An 18,587-nucleotide genomic window follows, 5' to 3' on the forward strand; every position below is an offset into this window, starting at 1 on the left:
CGGTCATCGGCTCGTGCGGCAGCAGGATGCCGATCAGCGCGGCGCGGGCCGGCTCGACCAGGACCAGGGTGCCGGCGGGGCGTTCGCCGTCCGATCGAGTGCGCGAAGCACGCCATCAAGATCGACTGAACGGCCAGAACGTCCGCTATTTGAGGATTTGGCGGGCCATCACGATGCGCTGGACCTGGTTGGTGCCCTCGTAGATCTGGGTGATCTTGGCGTCGCGCATCATGCGCTCGACCGGGTAGTCGCGGGTGTAGCCGTAGCCGCCGAGGAGCTGGACCGCGTCGGTGGTGATCTCCATCGCGGCGTCGGAGGCGAAGCACTTGGCCGCGGCGCCGAAGTAGGTCAGGTCCGGGTCGTTGCGCTCGCTCTTGCCGGCCGCCGCATACGTGAGTTGCCGGGCCGCCTCCAGCTTCATGCCCATGTCGGCGAGCATGAACTGCACGCCCTGGAAGTCGGCGACCGCCTTGCCGAACTGCTTGCGCTCCTTGACGTACCCCGTGGCGAAGTCCAGCGCGCCCTGCGCGATGCCCAGCGCCTGCGCCGCGATGGTGACCCGGGTGTGGTCGAGGGTCTGCATGGCCGTGGCGAAGCCGGTGCCCTCCGCGCCGATGATCCGGTCGGCGGGGATCCGGACGTTGTCGAAGTAGACCTCGCGGGTCGGGCTGCCCTTGATGCCCAGTTTCTTCTCCGGCGCGCCGAAGCTGACGCCCTCGTCCGACTTCTCCACCACGAACGCGGAGATGCCGCGGCTGCGGGCGGACGGGTCGGTGACCGCGAAGACCGTGTAGTACTCCGATACTCCGGCGTTGGTGATCCAGCGCTTCACGCCGTTGAGCACCCAGTGGTCACCGTCGCGGACGGCGCGGGTGGTCATCGAGGCGGCGTCGCTGCCGGCCTCGGGCTCGGAGAGGCAGTACGAGAACATCGCCTCGCCGGCCGCCACCGGGCGCAGGTAGCGCTCCTTCAGATCAGCGGAACCGGCCAGGATGAGCGGCATCGTGCCGAGCTTGTTCACCGCGGGGATCAGGGACGACGAGGCGCAGGCCCGGGCCACCTCCTCGATGACGATGGCCGTGGCCAGGGCGTCGGCTCCGGCGCCGCCGTACTCCTCGCCGATGTGCGGGGCGTGGAAGTCGGCCGCCCGCAGCGCGTCGTAGCTGGCCTTGGGGAACTCGCTGTTCTCGTCGGCCTCGGCGGCGTTCGGCGCCACTCGCGCGTCGCACACCTCGCGTACCGCCGCGCGGATCGTCTCGTGGTCCTCGGGCAGCCGGTAGACGTCGAACTCGCTCATCAGCGTTCCCCTCCTACGGTTCCAGGCCCCATGTTACTGGCGCGTAGGGTACGCCTGTCATCCCCTGCGGACGACGCATGAGAAAGTGAAGCTCCATCCCCCCGGCCCCGTCCGACTGGAGTTCTCCTCCGTGACGATCCCCTACCCGACCCAGCCGTCCGTCATGGCGTTCCCCACCGTGACCCCGCCGTCCGGCGCCCCCCGCCCGCGGCTCGCGTTCCTGGGCACCGGTTATCTGGGTGCCACGTACGCGATCTGTTTCGCCGAGCTGGGCTATGAGGTGCTGGGCTTCGATGTCGACGAGGCCAAGATAGCCAAGCTGTCCGGTGGTGAGGTGCCGTTCCACGAGCCTGGGCTGGACGAGTTGCTGCGGGGCAATCTGGCGTCGGGGCGGTTGCGGTTCACGACGTCGTACGAGCAGGTGGCCGATTTCGCGGACGTGCATTTCATCTGTGTGGGCACGCCGCAGCGCGCGGACGGCATGGGCGCCGATCTGACGTACGTGGAGACGTCGGTGTCGAACCTGGCCAGGCATCTGCGCCGGCGGGCGTTGATCGTGGGCAAGTCCACGGTGCCGGTGGGTACGGCCGAGTGGGTCGAGCAGCTGGTCGCGAAACACACCGACCCGGCGCTCGAGGTCGAGGTGGCGTGGTCGCCGGAGTTCCTGCAGGAGGGCTTCGCGGTCGAGGACGTGCTGCGGCCGAACCGGATCGTGGTCGGGGTGAAGACCGACTGGGCGAACAGCATGCTGTACGCCTCGCACAAGGGTGTGTTCGATCTGGCGGCGACCGAGGACCGTGAGGTCCCGCTGGTGGTGACCGATTTCGCGACGGCGGAGCTGGTGAAGGTCGCGGCGAACGCGTTCCTGGCGACGAAGATCAGCTTCATCAACGCGATGGCGGAGGTGTGTGAGGTCGCCGGTGGTGATGTGACGCAGCTCTCCAAGGCGATCGGGTACGACCCGCGGATCGGGAACCGGTTCCTGCAGGCCGGGGTCGGTTTCGGCGGTGGGTGTCTGCCCAAGGACATCCGGGCGTTCCAGGCGCGGGCGCAGGAGCTGGGGGCGGGCGAGGCGCTGCGGTTCCTGCACGAGGTGGACCTGGTCAACCAGCGCCGCCGCACGAGGGTGACCCAGCTGGCCACGGAGTTGCTCGGCCGGCTGCCGGGCCCGGCGGGCCCGGACCTGGCCGGCACCCGGATCGCGGTTCTGGGTGCGGCGTTCAAACCCAATTCCGATGACGTACGCGATTCGCCGAGCCTGTCGATCGCCAACACCCTGGCCAAGGCCGGTGCCGACGTTCACGTCTACGACCCGCAGGGGATGGCCAACGCCCGCCTCGCCCGGCCGAAGCTGAACTACGAGGAGTCGATGACCGACGCGGTCACCGGCGCCGATCTGGTGTGTGTTCTCACTGAGTGGGCCGAGTTCCGCAACGCCGATCCGGTCACCCTCGGCGAACTCGTGAACGCCAGGCGTGTCATCGACGGACGGAACTGTCTGGACGCTACGCTCTGGGCGCGGGCCGGCTGGGAGTACCGCGGGATGGGACGACCGAACCCGTCGGTTTGATCAGGTTCGCACCCATTTCCATAGATCTCGACTGCGGTGAGCCTGTTCTAATGAGGTGTCGGACCGGCATGCTCGTATGAGGAGCAGGCCCAGCGGTCGAGGAGGGTTGCCGTGGCGCAGGCGAAAGAGCCCGACAGCTACGACGATGAACTGACCCGCATCGACGCCTCGATCGCGGAACTGAAGATCCAGGACATGAAGGCCGCCAAGCAGCGCGGCGAAATCGCCAGCAAGATTCAGGCGGCTCAGTTCCAGCGGGACATCCTGGCCCACGCCAACTCGCAGAAGAAGGCGAAGGGTCCGAAGGCGCGCCGGCCGCGCGCCCCGGAAGCGCCGCCGGCGCCGCCCCCACCGACGCGCTCGCCGCGGACCGGCCCGCCGGCGCCGCCGCCGAGCGAAGCGCCGCCGACGCGCTCGCGGCGGACCGCGCCGCCGCCCCCGGCCGAGGCGTCACCGAGGCGGTCCGCCCGCCCGGCACCGCACGCAGCACCCAACGCCGGAGCGCCGCCGTGGGCCGCCCCGGCCACCCCGGCCGGGGGAGGCGTGGCCACCGACGGCAACACGCTGCTGGTCGACGACCCGCCGCCGACGGAGAAGCCGCCCCCGCCGCGCCGCCCGCAGTCCGGGCCGCCGCCGCCCGCGCACCCGCCGCACGCCCCCGAGGCGTCCTCGCAGTCGGTGCAGAACATCCTGCTCGTGCTCGGCGCGCTGCTGCTCGGCGTGGCCGCCGTCGTGTTCGCCACGGTCGCGGTCACCAACCCGGCCGCCCGCGCCCTCGTGCTCGGCCTGTTCGCCGCGATCGCCCTGGTCGGCGCGCCGTGGATGGCCCGGCGTGACCTGTCGTCGACCGCCGAGACGGTGGCCGCGGTCGGGCTCGTGCTGCTGCCGATGAGCCTGTACGCCCTGCACGACAGCAACCTCGGGCTGGGCGTCAGCTCGTCCGTCTACCTGGGCATCACGTTCGCGATCACGGCCGTGGCGGGGTTCCTCTACGCCGGGTTCACGCGACTGAACGCGCCGCGGTACGCCACCGTCATCGCCGTGCAGCCGGTTCCGCCGCTGCTCGCGTACCCCTGGATCGAAGGCCCGGCAGGCTGGGGCCTCGCGCTTGCGGTCGTCGCCCTGCTCGACCTGCTCCTGCTCACCACCGTGATCCGTACCGGGCGGCTGGTGCCGAAATGGCCGCTGCGGCGGCCGGGCCCGGGCGACCGCGAGGGCATGGCCGAGGCCGACGCCCGCGAGGTCGGCGAGCGTGACTTCGACGAACGCGAGCTGGTGGATCCGGAGCTGACGCCGGCCCGGCCCGAGTCGCAGCCCGAGGAACCCGACCTGATCATCAGCGGGCTGGGCGGACGACGGCGTCGCTGGCTGCCCACCCGCATCTTCCCCGGCCCGCGTCCGGCCGGCGCCCCCGCCGCCGGCACGGTCCCGCTGGAGCCGCCGGCCACCCCGCCGTCCGCGGACTGGCTGCGGGAGCTGACGTTCGCCCTGCTGTGCGCGGCGGTGGCGGGTTCGCTGCTGTACGCCGGCGGCGCGCTGATCGGCGCCGACGCCGTCCCGGACGCCCTGCGCTCCGGCCTGCTCCTGGTCTTCGCCGCGATGATCGCGGTGGCCGCCGCCTGGATGCTGGAGAACCTGACGGCCCGCAACATCGCCGGCGCCGTGCTCACCCTGGCCGTGATCGGAGCCGCCGCACGCATCGCCGCGGTCGCCTCCCCGCAGTGGACGCTGATGGTCGCCGCCGCCGCGGTCGCCTGCACCGGCGCCGTCGTCGGCAACATCCCGCCCGAGGTCCGGCGCGGCCCGCAGTACGCGTCGGCCTTCGCCCTCTCGATCATCGGCCTGCTCGTCGCCGTGGACGCGCTGCGGGCCGCGCTCGCCCCGGTGCAGGCGGCCCGCCCGGTCTGGAACGCCGACACCGCCGCGTACGCCGACCGCATCGCCGCGGCCGCCGGCCAGTCCGGCTGGCTGCTCGCGGTCAGCGCGCTGCTGCTCACCTTCGCCGCCGCGCTGGCGCTGCCGAAGCAGTACCAGCACGAGGGCGCCGTGGTGGGCGTGGCGCTGACCGCGCTGTCCGTACCCGCCGCCTTCGCCCTGCCCTGGTCGACCGCGCCGTGGCCGCTGGTCATCGCCGCGATCGGCATCGGCGCCTACGGCGTCAAGGCGCCCACCCGGCGCTCGGCCTACTTCCACGTCGGCGCGGCCGGGGTGGTCGGCCTGTTCGGCGCCGGGGCGGCCCTGAGCGCGACCTGGCTGACCGCGGCCGTGCTGACCGCGATCGCCGGCGCCGGGGTGATGGTCGCGATCGCCGTCCGGCAGATTCCCGCCCAGATCTACAGCTGGGTGATCGGCGACTGGGCGTCCGGCGCGGCCGCGCTGGCCCTGCCCGGCGCCGCGGTCACCGCCGTGCTCGCCGTCGCCGACCCGGGCGGGGGACCGCCGGCCACCGGCGACGTCACCGTTCCCGCCCTGGCCGTCGGCTTCCTCGCCGTCGCCGGGACACTCACCTACGCCGCGGTGTTCCAGGTGGCCCGCCGCGACATCAGCCTCCCGCTGACCGCCGGCACCGGCCTGGGCGCGGTTTCGCTGGCCCTGGCCGCGCTGCTCGCGCCCGGTTCCGCCGCCCCGGACATCTGGGTGGGCGCGCTGCTGCTCGCCTCGGCCGGTCTGCTCTTCTTCGCCAAGTCGCTGGACAACGGCCGCCGCGCCGACCGCATCCTGGACGGGCCGGACATCGCCGCCGCGGGTGCGACGGTCGCGATCTGTGGTGCGCTCGCCCGCGTGGCGGCGCTCGCGTTCCCGGCCGCGCCCCTGGTGGTGGCGGCTCTGGTGGTGCTCGCGGTGGGCCTGGGCGTACGCGCCCTGCCGGAGGAATGGCGTCGTGGGCCGGTCCGGGGTCTCGCCGTGGCCGGCGTGGTCGTCGGCCTGATCGGCGCGTGGCTCTCGCTGAGCGCCGGGCTGCGCATCCTCGCCGCGCCCGGCCCGATCTGGGGCGCCGACCTCAGCGGGTACCCCGGCAACATTCCCGCCGAGGCGTGGCAGGGGCCGATCGCGCTGCTGTTCGTCGCCGTCGCCGCGGCTGCCGCGCTCCCGCCGCCCTACTCCTACGACGTGGGCGCGGTGTGCGCGACGATCGCCACGATCGGCGCGCCGGCGGCCTTCGGCCTGCCCTGGTGGTCACCCTTGCTGCTCGGCGGCGCGGTGATGCTGGGGTACGCCGTCGCCGCCGTCGCCGCCTGGGATCCGCGAGCCGCGTACGCCAGAACCGCGGTCGCCCTTGTCGTGGCCTTGCATTTCACCGCGGTCGGCCTGGCCAGACCGTGGTCGACCGCGATGGCCATGCTGCTGATCGTGCTGACCGGTCTGCTCGTCGCGGTGTTCAGCCGGACCACGCAGCCGCTGCTCGCGCCGCGGCAGGAGACCGACGCCGACGCCACCATGCAGGCCCGGGACGACACCGGGATGCCCCGGCACCGCGCCCTGATCGGCGGCGCGGCCACCGCGGGAGTGCTGCTCGCCGTGCCCGGGGTCTTCGCCGCGCTGGCCGCCGGGGAGGGCCGCAGCGCCCAGATCGTGCTGACCGCCGCCCTGGCCGCGTCGGCGCTGAGCCTGGCCGCCGTCTGCGCGACCGGCAAGTGGATACCGCAGTACCTGCCCTGGGCCACGTTCGGCCTGGTGGCGGGCGCGACCATCACCGCGATCGCGTCGGTGCCGACGAACTACCCGACCGCGCTCTACGCCGCCGCGGCCGCCCTGCTCGGGGTGATCGCCGAGCTCATGCGCGGCGCCACCCAGGCGCCCGGCCTGACCGTCTCGCCGGACCGCTACTGGGTGGAACGCCGCCGCTGGACCGAGATCCGGCCGAGCGGGCTGCGCGGCCGCTGGCTGGTCGACCCGGCCACCGGCGCGGTGATCGTCGCCATCGTGCCCACCCTGATCGCCCTGATCTCCCTCGGCCCGGCGATCGCGGGCGCCCTGTTCGACCCGTTCCAGCAGCTCAGCGCCGTCTGGCAGGGCCCGGTCCCGGAGCTGACCGCGCCCGCCGCCGGTTCGGTGGACGGCACCAGCGTGCTCGCCGCGCTGCTGCTCACCACGGCGGCGGCGCTGGCCGCTCTGGGCTTCGGCGGCAAGGCGGCCGAGTCGGTGCCGGTCATCCTGCCCGGCCTGGCGATCACCCTGCTGGTGGCGCCGATCGGCCTGGACGCGGCCTGGCCGGCGTCGACCACCGCGGCGCTGGTGGTCTTCACCGTGGTGATGCTCGGCCTGGCGCTCACCCCGCCGCCGGTCGCCACCCGCGCGCCGCTGCTGCGAGCCACCCGCGTGGTGGTCTTCGTGATCGGCCTGCTGGCCGGCGGCGCCGGTCTCGCCGGGGCGCTGGCCACCAAGCAGCTGACCCTGTTCACGCTGGGCGCGGCGGTCGGTGTCGGCCTGGTCGCGGCGATCTCCGGCCGCTCCGGGCACGCCCGGGTACTCGGCTGGCTGTTCACCGTGTCGATGGGCCAGGGCTTCGTGCTGACCGCGGCGTCGGCGGCCGGCCTGGACCGTACGTGGGCCGCGTTCGGCGTGCTGGCGGTCGGCGCCGGGCTGCTCATGCTGGAGGCCAGCATGCCGCGGCTGGGCCTGCCGCAGTACCGCCGCGAGGCGGTCACCGTGGAGTGGAGCGGCTACCTCTCGGCCCTGCTGGCCGGCCTGCTCGCCTTCGACTCGCCGGAGCACCTGGCCGCGCTGTTCGCCGCGTGGGGCGCCGTGCTGGGCCTGACCGCGACCCGCCCCGACCGCTCGCCCCGCCAGAGGCGCAACCTGTTCTGGCTGGCGGTCGGCTTCGAGGTGGTCGGCTGGTGGCTGTTCATGACCCTGTCCGACGTGGCGCTGCCGGAGGCGTACACGCTGCCGTTCGCCGCGCTGGCCCTGATCGTCGGCACCCTCGAGGCCCGCAACCGCCCCGAGCTGAGCAGCTGGTCCGCCTACGGCCCGGCGTTGCTGGCGGCCTTCGTCCCCACGGTCGGCATCGTCCTGACCACGGACGGAGGCGCGCTCCGCGAGGTCCTGCTCCTGTGCGGCGCGGTCGGCACCCTGATCGTCGGCTCCCAGCTCAAGCAGCAGGCCCCGGTGGTGGTGGGCGCGGCGGTCACGGTGATCGCGGCGATCCACTTCGCGATGACCCTGGTCGGCCCGTGGCTGGTCCTGGTACCGCTGGGCGCGGTCCTGCTGGTCCTGGGCGCCACCAACGAGTCCCGCCGCCGCACCCAGGAGCGCGTCCGAGGCGCCCTGACCCGCATGCGCTGAGCGATAGGATGCATGGCATGAGCGCAGAGACCGTGGGGCGGAACATGCCCGCCTTCGTCACGCTCGACGATCTTGCTGTGCTGAATGAGACAGATGAGCACGGCCACCGCTATGAAACCGGTCCTGAGGGAGTCCTTACCGTCGTGCCCCCGCCCGACAGCGGTCACGCCAAAATCGCCACCCGCCTCATGGCCTGGCTCTTGACCGCGTTCGCGGTGGAGCAGGTGCTGCAGGCGGCCGGAATCCGGATTGACGGGCCGCAAGGCGTCGGAGGCCGGATCCCGGACCTCACGGTGTGGGCGCGCGAACCGGCGGATTCGGTGTGGCTGCCGGTGGACGACCTCCTTCTGGTGATCGAGATCATCTCGCCGGGATCTGAAGCAGTCGACCGCGTGATCAAGCTCGAGGAGTATGCGGCGGCGGGGATCCCTCAGTACTGGACCGTCGCCAGGGACGAACCGCAAACCGTCACCCTGCACGTCCTCGTCGGAGACACCTACGACGAGGCGGCCAAGATGCCTCTGGCGTGGCTGCTGAACACCAAGCCCGAGGACCATCACATCGTCAGGTGACCCGTGGGCTTCGCCGCGGTGGAAGTCGTTGACTCCGGCGGGCGGATGCCGATCTTTCGGGCGTGAGCCGGGTCCGCGGGTCGTGGCGCAGCACCTGGAAGGTGCTGCGGGATCCCGGCGTGTCCGGGACTCTGGGCTTCGCGGTGGTGGCGGGACTGGTGCCGCTGCTGGGGCTCGGGGACAGCGTCTTCAAGTTGCGGTTCATCTGGGGCGTACAGCTGCCCCTTGATGTTCTGCTCGGGTGGTTCTGCCTGCGGGCGGCGCGGGTGCCCGGTGTCGACCGGATCGTCCGGAGCTACATGCTCACGATCGCCGGGACCTCCGTCGCCTTTCTGATCGGGGACGGCTACCAGTTCGTCCGGTCGGTCGGGTGGCCGGTGGTGGCGGAGATCAACGGCGGTGTGGTGCCGACCGTGATGTACGTCGCCGGGCTGTTGCTGGTGATCTGGCGGATGCTCAGCCACAAGTCGCCGGGCGGCTCGCAGGGCGAACGGCTGCGCTTCCATCTGGACGCGATCACCGTGCTGCTCGGCGGTGGCGTGCTGGCCTGGTGTTTCAGCCTCAACCCGCGCAGCGTCACGGGCCTGGAGCTGATCAGCACGCTGGTCGCGGCGAGTGTGCTGCTGCTGGCCGCGTTCGCCGCGGTGAAGATGGTGCTCAGCGGGACCGCGCCGATGACCAAGGGCGGCTCGATCCCGATGATCCTGGCCGCGGGGCTGCTGGCGCTCACCACCACCCTGCCGATCCTGGGCGACGACGGGGTCGTTCATCCGGTGCTGATGGCGCTACGGATCATGGCCGCGGCGCTGTTCGCGGTCGGGCCCCGGGTGCAGGAGCTGCAGACCCGGGTCGATCCGAACTTCCGCCGCGAGCGGCAGCGCCGGCCGTACAACCTGCTGCCCTATCTGGCCGTGGCCGCGACCTTCGCCACGTTCCTCGTGGTGATGCCGAGCGACCTCGACTACCGGGCCTGGGGCGGGGTGGTCGGCGTGGTCGCGGTGACGGCGGTGGTCGTGGGCCGGCAGCTGCTGGCCTTCGTGGACAACTTCGACCTGATCAACCGGCTGGACGCGACGCTGCTGGAACTGCGCGGGCATCAGGCGTTGCTGCACGAGCAGGCCACCCATGACGGGCTGACCCGGCTGGTCAACCGGAACGCCTTCGGCGAGGCGGTGGCCGCCGAGCTGGCCGATCCGGCCGCGGTGGCGCGGGGGCTGGCGGTGCTGCTGATCGACCTGGACGACTTCAAGACGGTGAACGACACGCTCGGGCACGGCGTCGGGGACGGACTGCTGACCACGGTCGCGGACCGGCTGCGCAACGCGGTCCGGGCGAACGATCTGGTGTGCCGGCTGGGCGGCGACGAGTTCGCGGTGCTGCTGCGCGGGGTGAGCGCGCCGGAGGCGGCGGCGAGGGCCACCCGGATCCTCGCCGACCTGGTGCAGCCGGCCCGGGTCGACGGGCACATGCTGGCGGTGAAGGCGAGCATCGGCGTGGCCCCGGCCGTGCCCGGCGACGACCCGGAAGGCTTGCTGCGCAACGCGGACATCGCGATGTACGCGGCCAAGGACGCCGGCAAGGGCGGCATCCAGCAGTACGCCCCGGACATGGGCGCCCGCATCATCCAGACCGCCGAACTCGGCACCCGGCTGCGCGAGGCGGTCGGCACGCCCGAGTTCAGCCTGGTCTACCAGCCGGTGGTGGAGATGGTCACGGGCACGGTGATCGGCGCCGAGGCCCTGATCCGCTGGCAACCGCCCGGCCGCCCGGAGATCCCGCCGGCCGATTTCATTCCGACGGCGGAGAGTACGGGCGAGATCGTCCGCCTCGGCCGGTGGATCCTGCGGGAGGCGTGCCGGCAACTGGCCGCGTGGCGACGGGACCACCTGGACGCCCGGGATCTGACGATGGCGGTGAACGTGGCCGGCCGCCAGCTCCAGGCGCCCGGCTTCGTGGAGGAGGTGGCGGATCTGCTGGCCGAGTACGACATCCCGCCGGACCGCCTGGTCATCGAGATCACCGAGACGGCGATGCTGGACGAGCCGATGGTGCTGGCCGCCCTGCACGGCCTGCGCGGGCTGGGGCTGGACCTGGCCCTGGACGACTTCGGCACCGCGGCGTCGTCGCTGGGCCTGCTGCTGACCTGCCCGATGTCGGCGTTGAAGCTGGACCGGTCGTTCGTCGAGCGGCTGGGCATCGACTCCCGGCCGACCGCGGTGGCGACCGCGGTCAGTCAGATCGCCCGGGCCCTCGACCTGTCGACGGTGGCCGAGGGCGTGGAGTCGCCGGAGCAGGCGGAGATGTTGCGCGAGCTGGGGTACAGCCGCGCGCAGGGTTTCCTCTACTCGCCGCCGCTGGAGCCGGGCGAGTTCGCGGCCGGCTGGAGGGTCTCCTCGACGGTCAGCTGAGCGGGGAACACGGGCACCAGGTCACCCGCGACCCACAGCGGCAGCTGGTCCGCGAAGTGCGGATCGTCCGGACGCCCCGATGCGCCGAACGGCACCACCCACCGAGACTCCGACTTGTCCGTCAGCTCCCACACGTAACGAGCGACGGACCCCTTCCAGCAGGCATCGGTCACGCCGACGACGCTGGAGGTGGACCGGACGCAGTCGTTGTCGCCGGGCAGCTCGACCACGGATCGCAGAGCGGTCTCGGGGACGACCACGACCGGGGCCAGGACGTGCGACGAACCCCACGTGGGCCCCGGTGTCACCACGTCGAGCGCCGCGCGCGCGATGTCGGGGGTGATCAGCGACGGCAGCGCCCGGCCGAGACGCTGGCGCGGGTCCAGCCACGGCGCGAAGAGCGGGTCGTACCCGGTCTCGGTGAACAGTTCCGGGAGGGACGAGGCGAGCAGCTCGACGGCCGCGTGCCGCCACGCCGCGAAGAGCCCGGCGTCGACCGACGACGGCTCCATGCGGCGATCCCAGGCGAGCAGCCGCGCCGCGAGCGGGTGGTCGGAGATCAGAGAGAGGACCTCGAACAGGTCCGGCGCGGCGAGCACGTCGGTGTGGATGGAAGCGGGAGGCGTGTCGGCCAGCAGGAGGGCGGCGATCCGGTTGGCGCGGGCCGGTAGCGCGAAGTCGTTGCCCAGCTCGGCGGTGTCGTCGGGGCGGGAATCGTTGGCGTTGACGACCACCTCGCGGACCGAGCGGGGGAGCGGGGCGTACCCCTGCCATTCGTACCGCGGCTCCCAGGCCGGCACCGGCACCTGTCGCACCCGGTCGTCACGCAGAGGCACCTTGCCGGCGACCAGGCTGACGAGGGTGCCGCTGCTGTCCATCGCGACGACCGAGTTGACCGGCTCCACCCAGCACGCCACCGCGTTCACGACGTCGTCGACGGTCTTGGCCCTGAGCAGCGGCAACAGCGCCCCGAAGCCGAGCTCGAACTCGACCCGGGCGGGCACCCGCAGGGCGAGGTCGCGGTCGATGATCGGACCGCGGGGCGTCTCGATCACTTCGACCTCGACGGCCGGGGCGTCGCGTACCGTAATCGTCTCGACGTGCCGTGACACTTGCTCCCACCCGGACGCACCGCGGGCCTGGACGGAGTCGCCGGAGCGGCGCAGTTCCTCCTGGTAGAGGTCCTGGTAGTCGGCCATCGCGTTGGTGATCGCCCAGGCCACCGACCCGGCGTGGCCGAAGTGCGGTACGCCCGGCACGCCGGGGAAGGCGAACCCGGCCACGTCGAACTCGGGGCACGTGAGGTGGACCTGCTGGTAGACGCCGGGCAGCTCGAGGATCCGGTGCGGGTCGCCGGCGATGTACTCACCGGCCACCGCCCACGCGTTGCTGCCCGACAACGGATCGGCCGGGGTCTTCAGAACCCCGACGGCCGATGCGACGTGCGCCCGCCACATCTTGCTGGGGAACGTGCCGAAGAGGATGTGCTGCACCAGGAAGATGCCGAGCGGCGTCCACGGGTGCCAGGGCTCCGGCCGTACGTCGTGGGCCACGAACTCGGGAGCGTCGGCATCCGCCAGCGAGCTGTTCACGCCGTCGACATACGCCTGGACCCAGGAGCGCGTCGGGGCGTCCAGCTTCGCGAAGGACTGCCGGGCGGTGTCGTCGAGGCGTACGCGCCGGGCGAAGCGATCCCACCCCACCTCGGCCGCGCCGATCCACTCGGCCAGCCGCCCCTCGGAGCGTCGCCGCTCCACCTCGATCTGCCACGCGCGGTCGCGTGCGGCGGCGCGGCCTTGAAGGAATGCCAGGTCCGACACGGAATCCGCCACGAGGTGTGGGATTCCCCATTCGTCGCGATAGATGGCGCTCGTCATGATCCTCTCTATCACCGCCTGCGTGTCGACGGCAACGAGCCCCAACATCCCTCATTTGGGGTAGTACACACGGGTTTGCCTTGAATGCTATTAGTTGATGCCGCTATCGCTGGTTTTCAACATACTTACACCTGCTGATGTGCGGGCAGTCATCGTCTTAACGATGCGGCCATAGGTACGACTCGGGGAGGTTGGCGACGTCGTATGTCCCTCATCCTGACAGGGGTCTTCGCGGTCGGGTTGACGTCGATCTGTGGTTACCTCGGCTCCGAGCGGCGCCGCCACAACCGCAATCTCAACTCGATCGGGACTCGCGTCCTGGTCAACGGCATCCGCGGGAAGTCGTCCACCACCCGCCTGGTCGCCGCCGGGCTCCGGGCCGACCCGACCTATGTGGTCGCCGCGAAGACGACCGGCACCGCCGCGCGGATGATCTATCCGAACGGCCACGAGCTCCCGATCACGCGCAAACATGGCGTCGTCAACGTGATCGAGCAGGTCGGCGTGGTCGAGACCGCCGCCCGGGTGCGGGCGACGCACCTCGTGCTGGAGTGCATGGCGGTCGACCCGGAGTTGCAGCGGCTGAACCAGGAAGTGCTGGTGCGCTCGCAGATCGGCGTCATCACCAACGTACGGATGGACCACGTCGACGAGATGGGGCCTTCGCTGCGGGACATCGCGCGGTCCCTGTCCGGCGGGATGCCCATCGGCGGCATCTGCGTGACCGCCGAGGACCGGGTGTGGCGCACCCTGCGCCGGGAGGCCGCGGAGCGCGACTGCACACTCATCCATGCCGACCCGGAGTCGGTCTCGGACGCGGAGATGGCGCCGTTCCCGTACCTGACGTTCAAGGGCAATGTGGCCTGCGCGCTGCAGGTGGCGGAGCTGTGCGGCGTCCCTCGCGAGATCGCCCTGGCCTCCATGTATGTGGCCGACCCCGACCCGGGCGTCCTGCGGGTCGACCTCGTCGAGCACGAGGGCGACGTCTTCCGGGCGGCCAACCTGTTCGCCGCCAACGATCCCGAGTCGACCGTCGACAACCTCGTCCTGCTGCGCGACCGCGGCCTGGTGCGTGGCCGGCTCAGCGTCGTCATCAACTGCCGGCCGGACCGGATCGAGCGCAACGGGCAGATGGGGGCGATCGTCGAGGAACTCGGCGCCGATCGCGTCTTCCTCATCGGCGCACCGACGCGTTCCGCCCTGCATACGATCCCCGCCCGCATGCGGGACCGCGTGATCGACATCGAGGGGGAGCACCACACCGGTGAGCAGCTGCGCGAGCTGATCTGCGCGAGGCTGTTCGACGACTACGACCGCGCCGCGGAGACCGTCGTCATGGTCGGCAACATCCACGGTCGCGGCGAGGTACTGCTGAGTGCCTTCGCCCGGCAGCACGTCGTGGAGCCGCGCGTACGGCCGAAGATCATCACCCAGCGGCAGCGGTCCGGGCTTTATCTGAGCCGCAACGCCGCCCTCTAGGAGGTCTCGCATGCATCTCGCCGACCAGTTGGTGGCGGTCGACCTCTCGTCCGGAACGGCGGCCGTGGTGATCGGGCTCTCGTTGATGGTGTCCGTCGCCTTCTACCTGTGGACGAACCTGTCACCGTGCGGACTCATCACGCCCTCGTACCTGGTCCTGGCCCTGGTGCAGTCGCCGTGGTCGCTGGTGGTGATCCTCGGCGGGACGACAGTGCTGTGGGGACTCGTGGTTCTGGCGACCAAGGTCATGATCCTGTACGGCAAGCGGCTCTTCGCCGTGACGATCGGGCTCGGTGTGCTCGTCCAGGTGAGCACCTTCCTGGGGCTGCATCGCCAGGCGCCGTACCTGTTCCCGGGCGACGCGCTGTCCTTCGTGGCCCCCGGGCTGATCGTCTACCAGCTCGTACGCCAGAAGAAGCCGTTGCAGACCATCGGCGTGACCGGCGCCGTGTCGGTGTTCGCCGCCTGCCTCGTCTTCGGCGCCCTGGCGCTGCCGGTCTGACATCCATCGGAAGCAGGAGACGCTCGTGAGGCGCTGGATACTCGTTCTCGGCGGATCGTTGATCGTGGTGCTGGGGTCCGTCGCGGTCCTCATGGCGCCGCACGGCGACGACCAGCCGAGTTGGAGCACGCCACCCCCGGGCAGCCGTGCCGAGGCGGCCAGGAGCGGGACGCTGGCCCGGGCGTACGAGCTGCGCCGGGCCGACGATCCGCCGCGCACCATCGTCTACGACAAGGGGCAACCCGTCGCGACGTTGACCGACGGCGCCCGCACGGTGGCGTTCCACGGACCGCCGAGGACCTTCGTCGAGGCGTCCGTGTCCGCCAAGGTCGTCACGGACCAATGGGTACGGGTGGCGCCCGAACCGTGGTCACCGAAGAGGGCCAAGGATCCCGAGATGTCCGCCTGGTTCCATGCCTCGCTCGGCTCCACGGAACCCGACATCCTGCAGTTCACCACGGAATACCTCAGGGGCGCCCCGCCGCGGCGAGACGACAAGGGCGACCTGTACGCAGGCGACGCCGGTTTCGGCATCGAACGCGGCGCCGGCGTCGACGGCGCGGATTTCCACGAGTTCATGGGCATCCCGTGGACGTTCCCCGACGACACCACCGTCCCCGCCAACCCGCGGTGGCTCGGCAAACTCGACTGCTCCGGCTTTCTGCGGATCGTGTACGGATACCGCGGCGGCCTGCCGTTGCTGACCGGCACGACCCGTTCCACCGTCGACGGCATGCCACGCACCGCCAACGCGATGGCCTACTACGCCCGCTCGGCCGTCGTCGCGGCCGGCTCCAGCCCCGAGCGGGCCCCCCGCGACCTCGGCGACATCCAGCCCGGGGACCTCGTCTTCTTCGCCATGCGCGACGACCCGGCCAAGGTCAGCCACTCCGGCATCTTCCTCGGCGTCGACGTCACCGGGCACCCCCGCTTCGTATCCTCCCGCGGCGTCACCCGGGGCCCGTCGTTCGGCGACACCGCGAACTCCAGCTCGACCCTCGACGACTCCGCCTTCTCCGCGGCGCTGCGCCGGGTCATCCGGCTGTGATTCTCAGCCCGAAGCACCGCCGCATCGCCATGACCGCGCCCGTGATCATGCTCGGCCTGGTGCTGCTCGCCAATCCCGCGGGCATCCTGCGCAGGCTGGGCGCCACCGATCCGACCGTCGCCGCCGCACCGCCGGTCGGCAACCAGATCACGATCCTCGGCTCGGGCGACATCCTGGTCCACCCGCCGACCTGGGCCCAGGCCCGCGCCGACGCCGCGAAGGCGGGCCGGGCCGGCTATTACTTCGACCCGGTGTTCCACCAGATCAAGGGTCCGGTGACCGCTGCGGACCTGGCCCTCTGCCACATGGAGATCCCGCTGTCGGACCAGTCGCCACCGATGGACTTCCCCGCCTTCCGCGCACCGGCGGAGATGGCCGGCACCATCGAACGAACGGGATGGGACGGCTGCTCGACGGCCAGCAACCACTCCTTCGACCAGGGCGAGGAGGGCCTCCGCTCCACCATCGCCATCTTCGACCGCACCGGACTCGGCCATACCGGTACGTACACCAGCGAGGCGGCCAGCAAGATCCCGAAGATCTACGTCGTCAACGGGGTCAAGGTCGCCCACCTGTCGTTCGCGACCATGTTCAACGAGCGGCGCGGCCACTTCCGGCCCCAACGCAAACCCTGGCTGGCCAACCGGATCGACGACCCGGGCTCGGTAGCCGCCGCGGCCCGCGCCGCCAAACAGGCCGGCGCCGACCTGGTCGTCCTGTCACCCCACTGGGGCACCGAACGCGCCCGCGAACCCGGCCCCGAACAGCTCGCCCTAGCCCGCGAGTGGACCGCCAACCCCGACATCGACCTCGTCCTGGGCGGCCACAGCCACTCCGTGCAACCCGTCGAGATGATCAACGGAAAATGGGTCGTCTACAGCATGGGCAACGCCCTGGCCAGGCACGACTTCGCGACCGACACCAACCGCGAAGGCATCATCCCGCGATTCACGTTCACCCGGGGCCCCGACGGACGCTGGCGCGCCACCCAGGCGTCGGTCATCCCGATCTGGCAGGCGATGCGGCCGCGCATCGAGGTCGTGAACCTGCCCGCGGCGCTCACCCGGCTCCCGCGCCTCGACGGCCGCCGCGCCGTCTACGGACGGGCCTACGACCGGATCCAGGAGCGTGTGTTCGCCAACGACGCGGCACGTCACGGCCTCGTGGTGGTCGCGCCCCTGGGGTGACTTCGTCAGGGTGCGTACGCGCTTCGTCAGGGTGCGTACGTGCTTCGTCAGGGTGCGTACGCGCTTCGTCAGGGTGCGTACGCGCGCAGCACACCCTCGGCCACCTGGTAGAGCCGACCGTCGGCGAGGACCACATGGCTGCTGCCGCCCGGGTTGTACGGCCCCGCTTCGAAGTAGGTGCGCTTGCCGGTGGCCGCGTTCAGGACCGCAATCGACTCGTCGCCGACGCCGGCGTACAGCAGGCCGCCGGCACGCACCGGCTGGTCGACCGGCTGCCCGAGGTAGGCCAGCCACGACCGCTTACCGGTCTTCGCGTCCAGGGCCTCGACGCCGTGGAAGACCGTACGGAAGATCCGCTTGCCGTCGGCGGCGACCAGCCCGCCGGAGACCTTGCTCGACCATCGCACCGCACCGGTCGCGGCGGTCAGCGCGCTCAGCCCGCCCTTGGCGTCAGCAACGTAGAAGACATCCCCGGCCGGGGTGGCCGCCACGGCCGTCCACGCGTTCGGCTTGCCCCACAGCCTCTTGCCGGTGGCCACCGACAACGCGGCCACCCCCGGGTCGCGGCTGACCAGCACCCGCCCCGCAGCCGAAACACCCGCCGACTCGTAGCCCGAGGCGGTCCAGCGCTTCTTGCCGTCACTGAGCCGGAACGCCCGCACGGCGGGTTCGGTCGAGCTCGACGACCCCGCAACCATCACCATGCCCTGGTCCACGACCATCGACGCGACCGGACCGGAGGCCCCCACGGCCCACTTCTGCTTGCCGGTCACCACGTCCAGCGCGACGATGCCGCCGTTCGGGTCACTCTGCGACTGGCAGTCGGAGTTGCCCGCCACCAGCAGGTTCCCGGCCACCGCCAGGTGCGGGGTGGTCTCGTCCTCGGGGTTGCGGAACGTGTGATGCCACAACTTCCTGCCGGTGCCGGCCTGGTAGGCGCCGATCCCGGTCTCGTCGGAGACGAAGACCCGCCCGCCGACGGCCAGCGGCGTGGCCGGCTTCGAGCACGAGTAGTCCTCGATCGCCGGGAGCTTGGTGGCCCAGCGCTGCTTCAGCTTGCTGAGGCTGGCGGCGTTGATGACCGACTCGCTCGGGTTGTAGAAGTTGTGGCCCGGGCCGTAACCCGGCTGCGCCCAGCCCGGCGAGGCGGCTGCGGACGCGGCAGGCACGCCGGCCATCAGCACGGCAGCGGAAACGGCCGCCAGCAGGCGCGACGTCAGGCGGAACGACATGTGAATCCCCGAGGTTCGGTGTGATCGGCTCTGGCACCGTAAGTGCGGCTCACCGCGACCGTGCGGCCTTCGACCGATCCCCACCCCATCGGGTTCGTGCTCGCCACCGCCCATCCGCATGCCGAAGCG

Annotated in this window: 11 protein-coding genes; 8 read left to right on the forward strand and 3 right to left on the reverse strand. The window is 71.6% G+C overall.

The window, feature by feature from the left end:
- Positions 1–145: 145 nt before the first annotated feature.
- On the reverse strand, positions 146–1,297 hold the full coding sequence (locus QSK31_RS42740; RefSeq protein WP_502873103.1) for an acyl-CoA dehydrogenase family protein: 1,152 nt from the start codon (positions 1,295–1,297) through the stop codon (positions 146–148).
- A gap of 130 nt (positions 1,298–1,427) precedes the next feature.
- Between QSK31_RS42740 and QSK31_RS42745 the strand changes: the two genes are divergently transcribed.
- The 4 genes from QSK31_RS42745 (at position 1,428) to QSK31_RS42760 (ending at position 11,133) form a co-directional block, all read left to right on the forward strand.
- Entirely contained in the window at positions 1,428–2,867 is a 1,440-nt protein-coding gene (locus QSK31_RS42745; RefSeq protein WP_502873104.1) for a UDP-glucose dehydrogenase family protein, read from the forward strand.
- A 111-nt stretch (positions 2,868–2,978) separates the two neighbouring features.
- Entirely contained in the window at positions 2,979–8,153 is a 5,175-nt protein-coding gene (locus tag QSK31_RS42750) for an SCO7613 C-terminal domain-containing membrane protein (protein ID WP_285690678.1), read from the forward strand.
- Positions 8,154–8,170: 17 nt separating this feature from the next.
- Entirely contained in the window at positions 8,171–8,725 is a 555-nt protein-coding gene (locus tag QSK31_RS42755) for a Uma2 family endonuclease (protein ID WP_285690680.1), read from the forward strand.
- A 62-nt stretch (positions 8,726–8,787) separates the two neighbouring features.
- Entirely contained in the window at positions 8,788–11,133 is a 2,346-nt protein-coding gene (locus tag QSK31_RS42760; protein ID WP_285690682.1) for a putative bifunctional diguanylate cyclase/phosphodiesterase, read from the forward strand.
- Here QSK31_RS42760 and QSK31_RS42765 read toward each other — a convergent pair.
- Positions 11,067–13,010: a penicillin acylase family protein gene (locus tag QSK31_RS42765; protein ID WP_285690684.1), complete on the reverse strand. Its 1,944-nt coding sequence runs from the start codon at positions 13,008–13,010 to the stop codon at positions 11,067–11,069. The genes QSK31_RS42760 and QSK31_RS42765 overlap by 67 nt on opposite strands.
- 204 nt (positions 13,011–13,214) lie before the next feature.
- On the opposite strand from QSK31_RS42765, the gene pgsB reads away from it, so the two are divergent.
- The 4 genes from pgsB to QSK31_RS42785 are packed head-to-tail and all read left to right on the forward strand — an operon-like array spanning position 13,215 to position 17,226.
- The gene (gene pgsB / locus QSK31_RS42770; protein ID WP_285690686.1) at positions 13,215–14,489 is read left to right on the forward strand and encodes a poly-gamma-glutamate synthase PgsB; all 1,275 of its coding nucleotides are present in this window, start codon (positions 13,215–13,217) and stop codon (positions 14,487–14,489) included.
- A gap of 10 nt (positions 14,490–14,499) precedes the next feature.
- Positions 14,500–14,991: a poly-gamma-glutamate biosynthesis protein PgsC/CapC gene (locus tag QSK31_RS42775; protein ID WP_285690688.1), complete on the forward strand. Its 492-nt coding sequence runs from the start codon at positions 14,500–14,502 to the stop codon at positions 14,989–14,991.
- Between the two features lie 25 nt (positions 14,992–15,016).
- On the forward strand, positions 15,017–16,039 hold the full coding sequence (locus tag QSK31_RS42780; protein WP_285690689.1) for an NlpC/P60 family protein: 1,023 nt from the start codon (positions 15,017–15,019) through the stop codon (positions 16,037–16,039).
- On the forward strand, positions 16,036–17,226 hold the full coding sequence (locus QSK31_RS42785) for a CapA family protein (protein ID WP_285690691.1): 1,191 nt from the start codon (positions 16,036–16,038) through the stop codon (positions 17,224–17,226). The genes QSK31_RS42780 and QSK31_RS42785 overlap by 4 nt, the downstream gene beginning before the upstream one ends.
- Positions 17,227–17,294: 68 nt before the next feature.
- On the opposite strand, the gene QSK31_RS42790 is transcribed toward QSK31_RS42785, so the two are convergent.
- Complete coding sequence (locus tag QSK31_RS42790) at positions 17,295–18,458, reverse strand: outer membrane protein assembly factor BamB family protein (protein WP_285690692.1); 1,164 nt, start codon at positions 18,456–18,458, stop codon at positions 17,295–17,297.
- Positions 18,459–18,587: the final 129 nt, after the last annotated feature.

The sequence above is a fragment of the Actinoplanes sp. NBRC 103695 genome (assembly GCF_030269485.1).
Classification (GTDB): Bacteria; Actinomycetota; Actinomycetes; order Mycobacteriales; family Micromonosporaceae; genus Actinoplanes.